Annotated in this window: 15 protein-coding genes; 10 read left to right on the top strand and 5 right to left on the bottom strand. The window is 60.4% G+C overall.

Features of this window, described 5'->3' with window-relative positions; translation table 11 throughout:
* Nucleotides 1–25: 25 nt before the first annotated feature.
* From smc to QQJ86_RS21635, 3 genes are all read right to left on the bottom strand, one after another.
* Entirely contained in the window at nucleotides 26–3,535 is a 3,510-nt protein-coding gene (gene smc / locus QQJ86_RS21645; RefSeq protein WP_284323053.1) for a chromosome segregation protein SMC, read from the bottom strand.
* Nucleotides 3,536–3,670: 135 nt separating this feature from the next.
* Nucleotides 3,671–3,931, bottom strand: a complete 261-nt coding sequence (locus QQJ86_RS21640; RefSeq protein WP_284323052.1) for a BolA family protein — start codon at nucleotides 3,929–3,931, stop codon at nucleotides 3,671–3,673.
* Nucleotides 3,928–4,230 (bottom strand): YciI family protein, encoded by a 303-nt coding sequence (locus QQJ86_RS21635; RefSeq protein ID WP_284323051.1) that lies wholly within the window; start codon nucleotides 4,228–4,230, stop codon nucleotides 3,928–3,930. Before QQJ86_RS21635 ends, QQJ86_RS21640 begins: the two co-directional genes overlap by 4 nt.
* 279 nt (nucleotides 4,231–4,509) lie before the next feature.
* On the opposite strand from QQJ86_RS21635, the gene QQJ86_RS21630 reads away from it, so the two are divergent.
* The 6 genes from QQJ86_RS21630 to QQJ86_RS21605 are packed head-to-tail and all read left to right on the top strand — an operon-like array spanning nucleotide 4,510 to nucleotide 8,218.
* Nucleotides 4,510–4,830 (top strand): hypothetical protein, encoded by a 321-nt coding sequence (locus QQJ86_RS21630; protein WP_284323050.1) that lies wholly within the window; start codon nucleotides 4,510–4,512, stop codon nucleotides 4,828–4,830.
* 4 nt (nucleotides 4,831–4,834) lie between these two features.
* Nucleotides 4,835–5,209, top strand: a complete 375-nt coding sequence (locus QQJ86_RS21625; protein WP_284323049.1) for a GntR family transcriptional regulator — start codon at nucleotides 4,835–4,837, stop codon at nucleotides 5,207–5,209.
* The gene (locus QQJ86_RS21620; protein ID WP_284323048.1) at nucleotides 5,206–6,063 is read left to right on the top strand and encodes an ABC transporter ATP-binding protein; all 858 of its coding nucleotides are present in this window, start codon (nucleotides 5,206–5,208) and stop codon (nucleotides 6,061–6,063) included. The genes QQJ86_RS21625 and QQJ86_RS21620 overlap by 4 nt, the downstream gene beginning before the upstream one ends.
* Nucleotides 6,060–7,031: an ABC-2 transporter permease gene (locus tag QQJ86_RS21615; protein ID WP_284323047.1), complete on the top strand. Its 972-nt coding sequence runs from the start codon at nucleotides 6,060–6,062 to the stop codon at nucleotides 7,029–7,031. Before QQJ86_RS21620 ends, QQJ86_RS21615 begins: the two co-directional genes overlap by 4 nt.
* A 49-nt stretch (nucleotides 7,032–7,080) precedes the next feature.
* Nucleotides 7,081–7,608, top strand: coding sequence for a YggN family protein (locus tag QQJ86_RS21610; RefSeq protein WP_284323046.1), 528 nt, complete (start codon nucleotides 7,081–7,083; stop codon nucleotides 7,606–7,608).
* 10 nt (nucleotides 7,609–7,618) lie between these two features.
* Nucleotides 7,619–8,218: a YggN family protein gene (locus QQJ86_RS21605; RefSeq protein ID WP_284323045.1), complete on the top strand. Its 600-nt coding sequence runs from the start codon at nucleotides 7,619–7,621 to the stop codon at nucleotides 8,216–8,218.
* Between the two features lie 72 nt (nucleotides 8,219–8,290).
* Here QQJ86_RS21605 and QQJ86_RS21600 read toward each other — a convergent pair whose 3' ends face one another.
* The gene (locus QQJ86_RS21600; RefSeq protein ID WP_284323044.1) at nucleotides 8,291–9,688 is read right to left on the bottom strand and encodes a class II fumarate hydratase; all 1,398 of its coding nucleotides are present in this window, start codon (nucleotides 9,686–9,688) and stop codon (nucleotides 8,291–8,293) included.
* Between the two features lie 223 nt (nucleotides 9,689–9,911).
* Between QQJ86_RS21600 and purB the strand changes: the two genes are divergently transcribed.
* The gene (gene purB, locus QQJ86_RS21595) at nucleotides 9,912–11,279 is read left to right on the top strand and encodes an adenylosuccinate lyase (RefSeq protein ID WP_284323043.1); all 1,368 of its coding nucleotides are present in this window, start codon (nucleotides 9,912–9,914) and stop codon (nucleotides 11,277–11,279) included.
* Between the two features lie 67 nt (nucleotides 11,280–11,346).
* Complete coding sequence (locus QQJ86_RS21590) at nucleotides 11,347–12,096, top strand: sulfite exporter TauE/SafE family protein (protein ID WP_284323042.1); 750 nt, start codon at nucleotides 11,347–11,349, stop codon at nucleotides 12,094–12,096.
* 28 nt (nucleotides 12,097–12,124) lie between these two features.
* Here QQJ86_RS21590 and QQJ86_RS21585 read toward each other — a convergent pair whose 3' ends face one another.
* On the bottom strand, nucleotides 12,125–12,733 hold the full coding sequence (locus QQJ86_RS21585) for a hypothetical protein (protein WP_284323041.1): 609 nt from the start codon (nucleotides 12,731–12,733) through the stop codon (nucleotides 12,125–12,127).
* An 82-nt stretch (nucleotides 12,734–12,815) separates the two neighbouring features.
* Between QQJ86_RS21585 and QQJ86_RS21580 the strand changes: the two genes are divergently transcribed.
* Nucleotides 12,816–14,027, top strand: a complete 1,212-nt coding sequence (locus tag QQJ86_RS21580) for a cupin domain-containing protein (RefSeq protein ID WP_284323040.1) — start codon at nucleotides 12,816–12,818, stop codon at nucleotides 14,025–14,027.
* On the top strand, nucleotides 14,024–14,539 hold the full coding sequence (locus tag QQJ86_RS21575; protein WP_284323039.1) for a DUF7931 domain-containing protein: 516 nt from the start codon (nucleotides 14,024–14,026) through the stop codon (nucleotides 14,537–14,539). Before QQJ86_RS21580 ends, QQJ86_RS21575 begins: the two co-directional genes overlap by 4 nt.
* The last annotated feature ends 122 nt before the right edge of the window (nucleotides 14,540–14,661 follow it).

The raw sequence follows: 14,661 nt of genomic DNA, 5'->3' as shown, positions 1-14,661 counted from the left end.
ATCCTTACTTCTAGTGGCCTCTACCTCAAGCCGCACCGGCCAGCTTGGCGGCCTCGGCAAGATCGACCTGCACCAAGCGCGAAACACCCGGCTCACGCATCGTAACGCCGCAGAGCTGGCTGGCCGCTTCCATAGTGGCCTTGTTGTGCGAGACGAAGATGAACTGCACCTTTTCGCTCATCTCGCGCACCATGTTTGAGAAGCGGCCGACATTCGCTTCGTCGAGCGGCGCGTCCACCTCGTCCAGCAGACAGAACGGCGCAGGATTAAGCGCGAAGATTGCGAACACTAGCGACACCGCGGTCAATGCCTTTTCACCACCTGACAGCAGCGTGATGTTGGTGACGCGTTTGCCGGGCGGACGCGCCATGATCGACACGCCAGTGCTGAGCAGATCGTCGCCGGTGAGTTCCAGATAAGCATGACCGCCGCCGAACAGCCGCGGGAACAGTTCCTGCACACCGGCATTGACGCGATCGAAGGTTTCCTTGAAGCGCTGGCGCGTTTCGCGGTCGATCTTTTTGATGGCGTTCTCCAGCGTTTCCATCGCGCTAGTGAGGTCCGTGAGCTGGTTGTCCAGGTACGTCTTGCGTTCGCTCTGCTCGGCGTGCTCTTGGATGGCTGCGAGATTCACCGGCTCCAGGCGCGCGATCTTCTGCCCGAGGTCAGCAAGCTGCTGACGCCATTGCGCCGCGTCGACGTTTTCGGCCAACTCGTTGAGCAGGGTTTCAAGATCGAGCCCTGACGCTGCGATCGCTTCAGCCAGCTGTTCGGCGCGCATCTGCAGCGCCTGCGCGGCAAGCTTCTTTTCGGACAGGCTTTCGCGCAGACCGGACAGTTCCTGTTCCAGGTTATGCCGCTGCTGCTCTAGCTTGCGCATCTCGATGTCGCAATCTTCCAGCGCACGACGCGCTTCCACCAGCTGGCGATCCACCAGCAAGCGCTGATCGAGATACGTCTGGCGCTCAGCTTCCAGTTCGGCGATCGGATCGGAGCCCGCCGCCAGTTGTTCGGTGATCTCAGTGCGACGCGATTCGATCTGGCGGATCTGGTTTTCCATGCGCGCCAGCGCCTGTTCCAGCGAGGCGAGCGAGGAACGCTTCGATTCCAGGCTCAGCGCCAAGGCATGCGCCTGGTCGGCAGCCTCTCGCGCGTTCATGCGCGCTTCTTCACGCGCTTCTAGCAAGGCGCGCCGTTCGTTTTCCAGCTCACGGCGCTGATCTTCCAGATCGCCCATGTTGTTGACGGATTCGTCCAGGCGCGCTCGCGCTTCGCGCGTCTGTATCTGCTGCTCTTCCATCTGTTCGAGCAGCACCGACAGTTCGCCGGCCACTTTCTCAGCACGCGCACGCGCCGTTTCCACTTTGCCGCGATGGCTTTGCAACTGGCCTGCGAGTTCCGACTGACGGCGATGTGCGTTGTACAACTCGCGCTGCGCATCATCACGTGCGCGCTCTGCCTCGAACTTGCTAGTGCGCAGATCATCGAGGCGCGCAGTGGCTTCCTCAATGCGAGCCTCGAGCGATTCGACCTGCTCGGTCAACATGCGGATCTCGCGTTCGCGCGCCAGCACGCCAAGCTGATTGCCTTGCGCGCGGCGCACGCTGGCCCAGCCTGGCCCCAGCCATTCGCCAGTGCGCGTGATCACCGATTGATACGGCGCCAATGCGGACAGGCCCGAAACGCGGCGATGCGCTTCGTCGATGTTTTCCGCGGTAAGCACATGGCCAAGCATCGTGATGGCGGCCGCCGGGCCACGCACATGCGCAGCCAACGTACCCGTGGTGGCGGCACCACCTTCGGCAGCATCGAGCAAGGCCACATCGGCATTGCTCAAGCCAGGAAATTCCTTGGCCAGATCGTGCGAGCCGTCGACCAGCACACTATCGATGAAACCGGAAAGCACAGTTTCCACCGCAGTTTCCCAACCCGCTTCAACCTGCAGCACTTCGCCGAGACGACGGTTCTTGTCCAGGCCAAATTGCGATAACCAGGAACTGGCTGCACTTTCTTCCTGGCCAAGCGCAGCGTGTTGCAAAGCTTCGAGCGACGCCAGGCGTCCTCGCGCAGTCTGCAACTGTTGACGCGCATCGTTGAGCGAGCCTTGCACCTGACGCTCGTCGTCAAGCACTTTCTCATACGCCAGCTTGTGCTGATCGAGCATGCCACCGAGCGACTCAACGCGCTCACGCTGCGTATCGTGCTCGTTGTGCAGTTGCTCGGCCGCGGCATCCAGCGCATCGACGTCGGTGGCCTTCTGCTCGGTTTCCAAGGCATCTTTGCGCTTGGAGAGATCCACTGACTGGCGATCGAGATAGGCCAGCTTGGTACGTTCCACTTCCGCAGCCCGGCTCGCTTCGCCGGCGGTGCGCGTGTAGGTGTCCCAGCGCTGCTGCCAGTCGGCCAGCTTGGTTTCGGTTTCGCGCTGGGCTTCGCTGGTTTCATCCTGCATTTGCTGCAGGGCTTCCAACTTCGGCTCGCCTTCGGCCAAAGCCATGCGCAGCGTTTCGACCTGGTCGCGATCGGTGGTGATGTGCGAGGCCAGCTCGTCGTGCTCACGTTCGGCATCTTGCTGCGCGCGCTGTAAGCGCTCAGCGGTTTCCTTGTTATGGCGCACCTGTTGCTCGACGCGCGCAATCTCGGCGCCGACCTTGTAAACCTCGGCCTGCACTTCGTTCAAATGTTCGCTGGCTTCGATGTGCCGCTCACGCACGCTTTCGATCTGCGATTCGATCTGGCGCTGTTCGGCCACGCGCTTCTCGATTTCGATTTCTGCAGCGGAAAGGCCCTGCCCTTGACCATCGTGTTGGCCCTTGAGCCCACGGTATTCAAGCGCACGCAGCTCGGCTTCCTTGCGCGTTTGTTCTTCCTTGTAAGCTTTCCAGCGTTCGGCAGCACGCGCCTGACGGTTCAAATGTTCGAGTTGCTTGTCCACTTCATCGCGCACATCGCGCACACGATCGAGGTTTTCGCGCGTGGCCTTGATGCGGCTCTCGGTTTCCTTGCGGCGCTCCTTGTACTTGGAAATGCCGGCCGCCTCCTCCAGATGCATACGCAACTCTTCCGGATGCGCCTCGATGATCTGGCTGATCATGCCCTGCTCGATGATCGAGTAGCTGCGCGGCCCGAGACCGGTACCGAGGAACAGATCCGTGATGTCGCGGCGGCGGCAACGCGCACCGTTGAGGAAGTACGACGACTGCCCGTCGCGTGTCACTTGGCGTTTCACCGATATTTCGGCGTATTGGGCGTACTCACCTTGAATGGTGCCGTCGGCGTTGTCGAAGATCAGCTCCACCGTGGCCTGCCCCACCGGCTTGCGTGCGCTGGAACCTGAAAAGATCACGTCCGTCAGCGAATCACCACGCAGGCGACTGGCCGCGCTTTCGCCCATCACCCAGCGGATAGCGTCGATGATGTTGGACTTGCCGCAGCCGTTCGGCCCCACCACACCAGTCATGTTGGTGGGCAAGTGCAAGGTTGTAGGGTCGACGAAAGACTTGAATCCGGCGAGTTTGATCGTGGTTAGGCGCATGCAGATTCAGGAGCTCGAAAGAGGATAGCCCGCTGCGGCGGGCGACGGGTCACTGTGCCAAACACGGGACAGCGCCGCAATGCGTAGAGAGCGATCAGGCAACGCGAGGATTGCGTTGCAAGCGATTGATCCGCTTCATTCTGGCGCTTTCGCGTCGATCGACAACGCGTGGATACCGTGATCCATCAGCTCGCCGAGCGCCGCGTACACCAAACGATGCCGCTTGATCGGTAATTGACCTGCGAAAGCGGCGCTCACTACACGCACATGGAAGTGCCCCTTCCCTTCATTGGCGTGGCCGACGTGCTTGTAGCCCTCATCCACCACATCCAATTCGATCGGCTGCAAAGCCTCAGCGAGCCGCCGGCGGATTTCCTCGACCATCGCCGTCGTCATGCGGGCAGCGCCTTGAGGAACGGTTTGACGCTCACGCTGGCGTACACGTCGGCTTCGACATAGGGATCGGCTTTGGCCCATTGCTCGGCCTGGGCCAGCGAGGAGAATTCAGCCACGATCAGGCTGCCGGTGAAACCGGCCGGCCCGGGTTGTTCGGCGTCGATGGCGGGAAACGGCCCAGCCAGCAACAACCGCCCTTCCGCCTGCAGCTGCTGCAGGCGCGCCAGATGGGCCGGACGCGCGGCGAAACGGCGTTCCAGTGATCCAGGACGGTCCGTACCGATGATGGCGTACCACATATGTCGGTGCTCCTCGAAGGAATCGGCGATTTTAGCCGACTGTGCGGGGCCTGGTCCTAGGGTGATGCCTGTCAGATCCGATCCCTGACACCGGCCGCTGCCGGGCTCGTCCGATACCGCGCACGCTTGTTTCCGCCCTGGAACCCAGACGCAGCGCCATCTTTGACCCGTCGATACGCCCTAGGCCATCAGTCATAGCAAGTCGTCCTTGACGGTTTTGAAGACAGTGTTATAGTTCACTACAACACCGGTCCACGAGAGCACCAAAGGAGAGCAGAGATGAAAGCGCCGAACCCCATCGCCATCACTGCCGCGGTTCTGTTCACCACGGTCAGCCTGATCGCCCTGAGCCCCAACACCCCCAAATCCCCCGCTACCGAGATCAACGGCATGAAAGTGATCAGCTTGCCTGCGGTCGACGTGCGCCCCACTGCCGAAGACCAGCGCGCCGCCGCCATGTTGACCACGGCCAGCCTGGCCATCGTCAACTCACCGCTCAGCAACAAGGTCGAAAGCGGTGCAAGCCTGCTCGGAGCGCAGCTGACCATGCCCTACTATTCGTTTGGCTCCACCAAGCTCGCCCGTATCAGCAAGGAATAAATCCATGTCCATCACCTGGAACGACAGCGTCCCGATCTATCGCCAACTACGCGAACGCGTAGTGGCGATGATCCTGGACGGCGCCTTGAACGAGGGCGACCCGCTGCCGTCAGTACGCCAGGTGGCGGCGGATTTCCAAATCAATCCGCTGACGGTTTCAAAGGCGTACCAGGAACTGGTCGACGATCAACTAGTCGAGAAAAGGAGGGGGTTGGGCATGTTCGTCACCGATGGAGCGCGCGAGGCGCTGCTCAAATCCGAACGCGAGCGCTTTTTGCGCGAAGAATGGCCGGCACTGTATGCACGCTTGCAGCGCCTGGGGCTGGACCTGAAAACCCTGATGCGCGAAGCGCCGAAAGATTCGGAGAACCCGTCATGAATGCGGTCGTCACCGCCAACGGTCTGAGCAAGCACTACAAGAACACGCTTGCGCTGGACAACGTCAACTTCCAGATCCCCGCCGGCCGCATCGTGGGTTTGATCGGCCCCAACGGCGCCGGTAAGACAACCGCGCTGAAGGCGATCCTGGGTCTTACCGACTTCCAGGGTCATCTCAACGTGCTGGGCCTGGACCCGCGCACACAGCGCGACAAGCTGATGGAGGAGGTCTGTTTCATCGCCGACGTCGCCGTGCTGCCTCGCTGGATCCGCGTACACGAGGCAATCGATTTTGTCGCCAACGTGCACCCGCGCTTCAATCGCGCCAAGTGCGAAACCTTCCTGGCGCGCACCAAGCTCACGACCAACCAGCGCGTACGGCAGATGTCCAAAGGCATGATCGTGCAGCTTCACCTGGCGCTGGTGATGGCCATCGACGTCAAGCTACTGGTGCTGGACGAACCTACACTGGGCCTGGACATCCTCTATCGCAAGCGGTTCTACCAGAACCTTCTGGAAGACTATTTCGACGAGAACAAAACGATCATCGTCACCACACACCAGGTCGAGGAGATCGAACACATCCTCACTGACTTGATGTTCATCCGCGACGGCAGGATCGTGCTCAACACCGACATGGACGCCATGGGTGAACGTTTCGCCGAAGTGATGGTGAGCGCGGACATGGCCGCGACCGCACGCCAGCTCAAACCGCTGGATGAGCGCCAGGTGTTCGGCAAGAGCATCTTTCTGTTCGACGGCGTCGATCAGTCGCAGCTGCGGGCACTGGGCGAAATCCGCCGGCCTTCGGTCAGCGATCTGTTCGTCGCCACCATGAAGGGGACCTACGCATGAACGCGAAGACACTTTATTGGCTTATCAGGCGCGAATTCTGGGAACATCGCGGCGGCTTTATCTGGGCGCCAGTGATTACGGGGATTGTGTTTCTGGTGTTGAACATGATGGGTATCGTCAGCGGAGAAGTGTTGGGCGCCCGTCATGGCTTCCATTTCGGTCCGCTGGAGGGTCAGGATCTTGCAGCGAAAATTCAGTCGCTCGATGTCCATCAGATGCAGCAGGTGGGCTCCGCGCTTGATCTGGCCATGCTTTCTTCCAGCTTCTTGATCAGCGTGGTGTTCGCCTTCGTGGTGTTTTTCTACTGCCTTGGCGCGCTCTACGATGACCGGCGCGATCGCAGCATCCTGTTCTGGAAATCATTGCCGGTTTCTGATTCCGCGACGGTGCTTTCCAAAGTTATTGCAGCAGTGCTTATTGCTCCTGTCATCGTGGTGATCTGTGGTGTGCTTACTGGCATCGCGATGTTGCTGCTGTTCACCCTCACATTGTCGTTTCACGGCGTGAGCATGTGGTCGCTGTTGGTGCTTGCGCATCCGTTCCAGATGGTTGGGTTCCTGATTGGAAGCATTCCGCTCTATTTGCTGTGGGCCTTGCCGACCGTGGGCTGGCTGATGCTGTGTTCGTCCTGGGCCAAAGCCAAGCCGTTCTTGTGGGCTGTGGTCATTCCGGTGGCGCTTGGCGTGATGATCAGTTGGTTCAACCTGCTCGGCTCAGCTGGCTTCAAGAGCAACTGGTACTGGCGCGAGATCGTGGCACGTGTACTGTTCAGCGTATTCCCGGGTGGCTGGCTGCATGACAGTGCTGCGCAGCATCTGGGTGATAACCCGGAAAATATCGGCAACTTCTTCAACCTGTCCAACTCCTACGCCGTGCTCGCCGCGCCGGACATCTGGATTGGCGCAGTGGCTGGTATCGCGATGCTGGTCGGCGCTGTATGGTTCCGCCGCTGGCGCGACGAAGGCTGAAACTCGTCAGACCGTAATCTGGCGATCCATGATCTGAAGGGGACACATCATGAAGTACCAAAGGGTGATCGTGCTGTTGGCCATGTGTGCCGCCATCGCTGCCTGCGACATGTCTAACTTCAACTACAGTGGCAAGAACGGCAGGATCACATTGGATAGCGATGTATTGACGCTCCATGTCGACGGGGTACCGAATGCAACACTGGGCTCCTCGGGCGACTTCACTATCGATGGCAAAGCCGTGTCGCTCTCTCCAACGCAACATGGTCTGCTGATGCTGTACTACCAGGGCGTCATGGACATCCGTGAGCAAGCGCTTGGCATGGGCAAAGCTGGTGCCGCGGCTGGAGTGGAAGCGCTGAAGAACTCCATGAGCAGCAAACCCGACCCAAACGAAAAGAAGAAGATCGATGACCAGGTGTCCTCACAGACGCATCAGCTTTCCCTGAAGATGTGCCAGGACGAAGCCAACCTCAAGGCAGTTCAGGACCAGCTCACCGCGCAGATTCCGGTATTCAAACCCTACGGAGGCATCTTCCCCGGCCGTAGCATCGATGAATGCATGAAGGACAACTAGGAGCGCCGCCATGCGTCGTTTTTCTCTTTCCGTTGGCATCATTGCGTTGTGTAGCCTGCTCACTGCATGCGGCGATCATTCGGATGATCATTCCATCACAGTCATGCATTCGGACGGGCGCATCACGGTGATCAACAGCGACATCGGCGGGCTGTCTCACGGCAGCATTCATCTCGGCAATGGCGACGTTACCGTGCGCGCCGACAACACGCCTGATGCCGTCATCACTGTCAATGGCGATTTGCGCATCGATCAACGCGACGTTGCAGTCAACGCTGCGCAACGTGAGCTGCTCAAGTCTTACTACGGCAACGCCACGATGATCCTCACCGACGGCATCGCCACCGGCAAAGCCGGGGCTGCGGTCGGTGAGCAAGCCGCCAAGAGTGTGCTGACGCGACTCGCCAGCGGCAGCCCCGACAAGATCCAGCAGGACATCGACGCCAAGGTCAAACCGCTCAAGGAAGCGGCGATGAAGATCTGCGACGACCTTGGCGGCGTCAAGAACAGCCAGGATCAGCTTGCTGCGACGCTGCCGGCGTTCAAGCCTTATGGAAATGTCATCAGCGGCAGCGATGTGGACGATTGCAAGAAAGACAAGGACGACTGAACAGGTTGCCGGGAAAGCGGGCCGTCATGTCCGCGAAAGCGGGCGTGACGGCCATGAGAGAGTACGAAAGCATCAACCGCCACCACCTCCGCCGCCGTGAATGCCACCTTTGGTCAGCGCACGTGGATCGAGCAGCTTCTTCAATTCCTCTTTTGAAAGCCCTGACTGCTCCAGCGCCACATCCATGATCGGCCGCTTTTCCTTGTAAGCCTGCTTGGCGATCGCTGCGCCCTTTTCGTAGCCGATCACCGGATTCAGTGCGGTAACCAGAATCGGATTCATCGCCAGAGCCTGATTGACGCGCTCAGTGTTCACACGAAAACCATCAATCGCCTTGTCCGCCAGCAACCGCGACACGTTCGCGAGAATATGGATCGACTGCAGCAGGTTGTGCGCAATCAACGGCAACATCACGTTGAGCTGGAAATTGCCTGATTGACCAGCAACGGTAATCGTCGCGTCATTGCCGATCACCTGCGCAGCCACCATCGCGGTGGCCTCCGGAATCACCGGATTGACTTTGCCGGGCATGATGGATGAACCCGGCTGCAGCGCCGGCAATTCGATTTCACCCAATCCAGCCAACGGACCGGAATTCATCCAGCGCAGATCATTGGCGATCTTCATCAGCACCACGGCCAACGCTTTCAGTTGGCCGGAGAGCTCCACTGCAGCATCCTGCGCCGCCATGCCTTCGAAATAATTGGCTGCCGATTCAAAGCGGACATCCGTGAGTGCCTTCAATTCACGCGCCACTGCCGGGCCGAATTTCGGATCGGCGTTGATGCCGGTTCCCACTGCCGTGCCACCCAACGGCAATTGCCGCATGCGCTTTAAGCTATCGCCGATCCGTTCAATGGCCGAGTCAATCTGCGCCGACCAGCCCGACAGTTCCTGCCCGAACGTCACCGGCATGGCGTCCATCAAATGCGTGCGTCCGGTCTTGGGCACGTTGCGTAACTCATGTGCACGGCGGTCGATCACACGCTTGAGATGTTTCAGCGCTGGCAGCAGCTCTTCGTGCGTGGTCAGCGCGGCGCTTACGTGGATGGCGGTGGGGACGACGTCATTGGAGCTCTGTCCGTAATTCACGTGATCGTTTGGATGGACTTTGCTGCCGGCCTTGGCGGCGAGATGCGCGATCACCTCGTTGGCATTCATGTTGGTGCTGGTGCCCGAGCCAGTCTGGAATACATCGATCGGGAACTGGTCGTCGTACTGCCCCTCGGCCACCGCCAGCGCCGCCTTGCGGATCGCCGCCGACTGCCCTTTCTTCAGATAACCGAGGGCAAGATTGGCCTCGGCCGCCGCCGCCTTAATCAATCCAAGCGCGCGAATGAAGGCTCGCGGCAGATGCAAGCCTGAGATCGGGAAATTGTCGATCGCGCGCTGGGTCTGTGCGCCGTACAGCGCCTTGGCGGGCACCTTCAATTCGCCCATGCTGTCGTGCTCGATGCGGAAGTCGGCCATGGTTCGCCTCATGCGGGTGGAAATCGGCCTGACTATAAGCCTGCAAACGTAGAGATGCGCTGACCAACTCCAGATTCGTCGTCCCGGCAAAAGCCGGGACCCAGCGTCTTTGAAGGGGGCCAACAAAGTCACTAGGCCCCGGCCTTCGCCGGGGCGACGACTTATTCAGGTGACTGCGGAGCAATGTAAAATGCCGGATTCTGATCTTCCCGGAAGCTCCCCGATGTCCACTCACGCCCTCACCGCCCTCTCGCCATTGGACGGCCGCTACGCCGGCAAGACCGAAGCGCTGCGTCCGATCTTCAGCGAATTCGGCCTGATGCATCGTCGCGTGCAGGTGGAAATCGAATGGTTGCTAGCGCTGGCCGCTGAGAAGGGTATCGCCGAGCTGCCTGCCTTCACGGCAGAGCAGGTTGCCAGGCTGAAGGCCATCGCCACCGATTTCAGTGTTGACGACGGCACGCGTATCAAGACGATCGAAGCCACCACCAATCACGACGTCAAGGCGATCGAGTACTTCATCAAGGAACGCATCGGCAACGACGAAGCGCTGGCGCAAGCCAAGGAATTCGTGCATTTCGCCTGCACCAGCGAGGACATCAACAATCTTTCGTACGCACTGATGCTGCGCGACGCACGCACGCACGTGCTGCTGCCTTGGCTAGACAAGATCATCACCACGCTGCGCGGACTTGCCCATGCGAACGCCAATTTGCCGATGCTGTCGCGCACGCATGGGCAGACCGCTTCGCCTAGCACGCTGGGCAAGGAACTGGCCAACGTCGTCGCGCGCCTGGAGCGCCAGCGCAAGCAGCTCGCCAACGTGGAAATTCCCGGCAAGATCAACGGGGCCGTGGGCAATTACAACGCTCATGCCATCGCCTATCCCGAAGTGGACTGGCGCGCTTTCTCTCAGCGCTTCGTGACCGGTCTAGGTTTGGATTACAACCCGTACACCACGCAGATCGAGCCCCATGACGGCGTCGCCGAATACTGCGACGTCGTCCGCCGCGCCAACATCATCCTGATCGACCTGGCTCGCGACGTGTGGGGCTACATTTCTTTGGGTTATTTCAAGCAAGCGCTGAAGGCGGGCGAAGTGGGCTCGTCCACCATGCCGCATAAAGTCAACCCGATCGACTTCGAAAACGCCGAGGGTAATTTCGGCCTGGCCAACGCACTACTCGGCCATTTCGCCGAAAAGCTGCCGATCAGCCGCTGGCAGCGCGACCTGACCGACTCGACAGTGCTGCGCGCACTCGGCACCGCATTCGGCCACACGCTGGTGGCACTGGAATCGCTGCAGAAGGGCCTGGGCAAGCTCAACGTGAATGCCGACCGCCTTGCCACCGACCTTGATGCGAGCTGGGAAGTCCTGGCCGAGGCCGTGCAGACAGTGATGCGTCGCTATGGTTTGCCCGAACCTTACGAGCAGTTGAAGGCGCTGACGCGCGGCCAGGGCATCACGCGCGATTCGATGCGCGAGTTCATCACCGGCCTCGCATTGCCCGAAGACGCCAAGCAGCGCCTGCTCGCCCTCACACCGGCCACTTACATCGGCCTGGCCACCGATCTGGCAAAGACGATCTGACCCGCCGGACCGGACAAAGCGGGGCGGCATTTGTCATCATGGCATCTGCCCTGCTTCGACCAGCGTCATGGCGCCTCTTTCCGAATTCCTGATCTTCACCGGCATTGGTGCGCTCGCCCAAATCGTGGACGGCGCACTGGGCATGGCCTATGGCGTGACGTCAGCAGGCATGTTGCTGGGGTTGGGTATGCCGCCGGCCATGGCGAGCGCCAGTGTGCATTACGCAGAAACCTTCACATGTGGCGCCTCCGGTCTCAGCCACTGGTGGGCGGGCAATGTGCGGCGTCGGTTGTTCCTGGTGCTGGTCATTCCGGGCGTGATCGGTGCCATTATCGGCGCTACGGTGCTCGCACATTTGTCGCCGATATGGATGCGCTATTTCCTCACGCCGTATCTGCTCGTAATGGGTTTATTTCTGGTTTTTCGCACCGCGCGACGCAAGGATCTTCGTACCGACGTACCGCGCGGCACAGGCGTGCTGGGTTTCGTTGCAGGGTTGCTTGATGCGGCAGGCGGTGGCGGATGGAGCGCGCTCACCGTCACCACCATGGTGGCGCGCGGTCAGGAACCGCGCTTTGTGATCGGCAGCGTGCATCTGGCCAAGTGCATCGTAAGCCTGGCGGCCAGCATCACGTTTCTGCTTAGCATCGGACAGAGCAAGCTGCACGTGGTGCTAGGTTTGATTCTGGGCGGTGTGATCGCCGCGCCGTTCGGCGCTTGGCTGGTGCGGCGATTGCCGTCGCGCGTATGCACATTGATGGCTGGCCTCGCCGTGCTGGCACTCGGCATCTACAACTTCTATCGCCTGCTGGGGTGATCACGTAGGTTGCGGTGTAAACCCTAACCTACCGCGACAGATCGCAGATCCAGTTCACTTCCCAGTTTTTGCCATCGGGTGAGAACGACTGCTCCATGTGCGCCGCGTGTGGCGAAACGTTGAGCCACATCCATCGCACCAGCACGACGCGTCCGTTCCAGATGGTGCGGTTGAAGAACTCCCCGCGGTTGCCGTGGAACTGCCCCACGACGGGAGCAGCGGGATCAAGTTCGGCGTTATCCAAATCCAAGCCGTAAATGATCCACTGATGCGTCTGCGGGTTATACATGCGCAACGTCTGCGCCTTGATGTGCTGCTTCTTGTCCGTGCTGGTGACTTCGAACTGTTCGAAATTGGCGTTGGTATCGAGCAGCTTATGATGGTTGGAAATGCCGTCGTACTCCACCCAGGCATGGGAGCCATTGAGGCGATCCGGCAAGCGGCGCACATGGGCTTTCCAGTCGCCGATGAGGAAATCGAAATCATGCGAGCCGTCATGCTGCGGCCCGGCGAATATCGCAGTGGGGTTTTGCACGTTCTCATCCGCGCCGACCGCAAAGGCGGCTCCCATCGACCCTGCTATCCCCACGATCAACGACACAAGGAACTTCGGTGCAGCCTGTTTCAGCGCAGCCATGCTCTCCTCCTGTTGTCCCCGGATGGACGGGTGCAGCGGAGGCTACGCCCATCGTCAGGTGGATTCCATACAATGCCGCCCTATGACGCTCTCGCCTTCTTCCCGCAAGCCCCTGCCCATCGAAGTGTGTGGCACGCCCAAACTCCCGCTCGGCATGACGCCCGCACAGTTCCTGCGCGATTACTGGCAGAAACGGCCGTTGTTGATCCGCAACGCTTTTCCTGATTTCACCACACCGGTCGAGCCGGAAGATCTAGCTGGCCTCGCTTGCGAAGAAGGCGCGCTCTCACGCTTGATCCAGCACGATGAAGCCCGCGAACGCTGGCGCGTCAAGACCGGTCCGCTCAAGGAAAGCGATTTCGCCAAGACCGGCAACGCCAATTGGACGCTGCTGGTGCAGGACGTCGACAAATGGGACATGGACGTGGCCGCCCTGCTCGACCATTTCCAGTTCCTGCCGAACTGGCGCGTGGATGACGTGATGATCTCTTATGCCGAGCCCGGTGGTGGCGTCGGCGCACACGTCGATCAATACGATGTCTTCCTGCTACAAGGCGTCGGACAGCGGCATTGGGCGATCAGCACCGATCCGAACGCGCCGAAGGAATTTCGCACCGACGTCGAGCTCAAGCAGCTCAAGCACTTCGAGCCCACGCATGAATGGCTGCTCGATCCGGGTGACATGCTTTATCTGCCTCCTGGCGTCCCCCACGACGGGGTGGCCTTTGGCGGCCCCTGCATGACGTTCTCCGTCGGCATGCGTGCGCCTTCGCAGGCAGAACTAGTAGGTGATCTTGCCGATTATCTCGCCGAACATCTGTCGGAAGACCAGCGTTACACCGATCCGGACCTCGCACCCGCCAAGCGCGCAGGTGAAATCGACAAAGCCGCTCTAAAACGCGTGCAAGCCGCCGTACCCCTTGCAGCCACCTTAGATGACGCCGTACTGCTCGATTGGTTCGGCCGCTTCATCACCCGCTATCGCACCGCGCAGACGCCGCTGGCACCCGCCAAACCGCTGAGCGAGGCAGCACTGATGAAGCAATTGGCCGGCGGCGCTTCGCTGCTGCGCCATCCATGGTCGCGCATGGCCTGGGCACAAACCGGCTCGCGCTGCACGCTTTACGCCAATGGCCATGCGTATCCCGCCTCAGCACCATGGGCTACGCAGTTGTGTGCGCAACGCACGTTGTCACCTCCGTTCAATCTATCGGCTGTAGATACCGCGCTGCTGTTGGCATTGATCAATGATGGACATCTGATTCTTCGCCGTCTAAAAGGACGCAACGCGTGAACACGCCATCCGCTGTGCCGAACGAGGGTGCTCTGGCCGTGTCGGGCCAAGAAGCCGTTGCCGCCATGCGCTTGCAGGTGCTGGCAGCAGCCCGCTTCAAGCTGGCGATCCATCTGCCAACGTTGACGTCCACCACCCTCAGCAGTCCGGTGGAATTGGCAGAATTACGGCGTATCGCCATCTCCGGACGTGGGGCGGAGATTCGCATTGTGCTGGGTGACCCTGCCGCGGCCATGCGCGCGGGTCATCGCCTGTTAGATCTCGCACAACGGCTACCAAGCGCGATACGCATCCGCACGCCATCCGACAATGACGAAGAGAGCAGCGAGACCAACGCGAGCGCCTGGCTACTCAACGACACTGCCGGCTACCTGTTTCTGCCGAACGCCGATAGCTGGGAAGGCCGCGCCGCCCTGCGCGATGGGCCGGGACTGGCACCTCTGCTGTTGCAGTTCGAGCAGATCTGGGAACGTGCCGCACCCGCCACCCTGGTGCAGCCACTGGGCTTGTAAACCGTGCAAGCCATGCCCAATCAGGGCCGTTGCGCGATGTAGCCTCGTATCAGCCCCTCCCCCTGTTTGCAGCGAAGGGAGCCGGTTGTCGCCTATATGTAATGGACGTCGAACGGCAAACC

This window comes from Dyella acidisoli, assembly GCF_030160295.1.
In the GTDB taxonomy this organism is placed as follows: domain Bacteria; phylum Pseudomonadota; class Gammaproteobacteria; order Xanthomonadales; family Rhodanobacteraceae; genus Dyella_B; species Dyella_B acidisoli.
Note: the sequence above shows the minus strand (reverse complement) of the source record. Positions and strands in the feature narration are given on the sequence as shown.

Excerpts from the sequence above, each read along its gene's own strand:
- smc (WP_284323053.1), bottom strand. The coding sequence starts at position 3,535 with ATGCGCCTAACCACGATCAAACTCGCCGGATTCAAGTCTTTCGTCGAC.
- QQJ86_RS21640 (WP_284323052.1), bottom strand. The coding sequence starts at position 3,931 with ATGACGACGGCGATGGTCGAGGAAATCCGCCGGCGGCTCGCTGAGGCT.
- QQJ86_RS21635 (WP_284323051.1), bottom strand. The coding sequence starts at position 4,230 with ATGTGGTACGCCATCATCGGTACGGACCGTCCTGGATCACTGGAACGC.
- QQJ86_RS21630 (WP_284323050.1), top strand. The coding sequence starts at position 4,510 with ATGAAAGCGCCGAACCCCATCGCCATCACTGCCGCGGTTCTGTTCACC.
- QQJ86_RS21625 (WP_284323049.1), top strand. The coding sequence starts at position 4,835 with ATGTCCATCACCTGGAACGACAGCGTCCCGATCTATCGCCAACTACGC.
- QQJ86_RS21620 (WP_284323048.1), top strand. The coding sequence starts at position 5,206 with ATGAATGCGGTCGTCACCGCCAACGGTCTGAGCAAGCACTACAAGAAC.
- QQJ86_RS21615 (WP_284323047.1), top strand. The coding sequence starts at position 6,060 with ATGAACGCGAAGACACTTTATTGGCTTATCAGGCGCGAATTCTGGGAA.
- QQJ86_RS21610 (WP_284323046.1), top strand. The coding sequence starts at position 7,081 with ATGAAGTACCAAAGGGTGATCGTGCTGTTGGCCATGTGTGCCGCCATC.
- QQJ86_RS21605 (WP_284323045.1), top strand. The coding sequence starts at position 7,619 with ATGCGTCGTTTTTCTCTTTCCGTTGGCATCATTGCGTTGTGTAGCCTG.
- QQJ86_RS21600 (WP_284323044.1), bottom strand. The coding sequence starts at position 9,688 with ATGGCCGACTTCCGCATCGAGCACGACAGCATGGGCGAATTGAAGGTG.
- purB (WP_284323043.1), top strand. The coding sequence starts at position 9,912 with ATGTCCACTCACGCCCTCACCGCCCTCTCGCCATTGGACGGCCGCTAC.
- QQJ86_RS21590 (WP_284323042.1), top strand. The coding sequence starts at position 11,347 with ATGGCGCCTCTTTCCGAATTCCTGATCTTCACCGGCATTGGTGCGCTC.
- QQJ86_RS21585 (WP_284323041.1), bottom strand. The coding sequence starts at position 12,733 with ATGGCTGCGCTGAAACAGGCTGCACCGAAGTTCCTTGTGTCGTTGATC.
- QQJ86_RS21580 (WP_284323040.1), top strand. The coding sequence starts at position 12,816 with ATGACGCTCTCGCCTTCTTCCCGCAAGCCCCTGCCCATCGAAGTGTGT.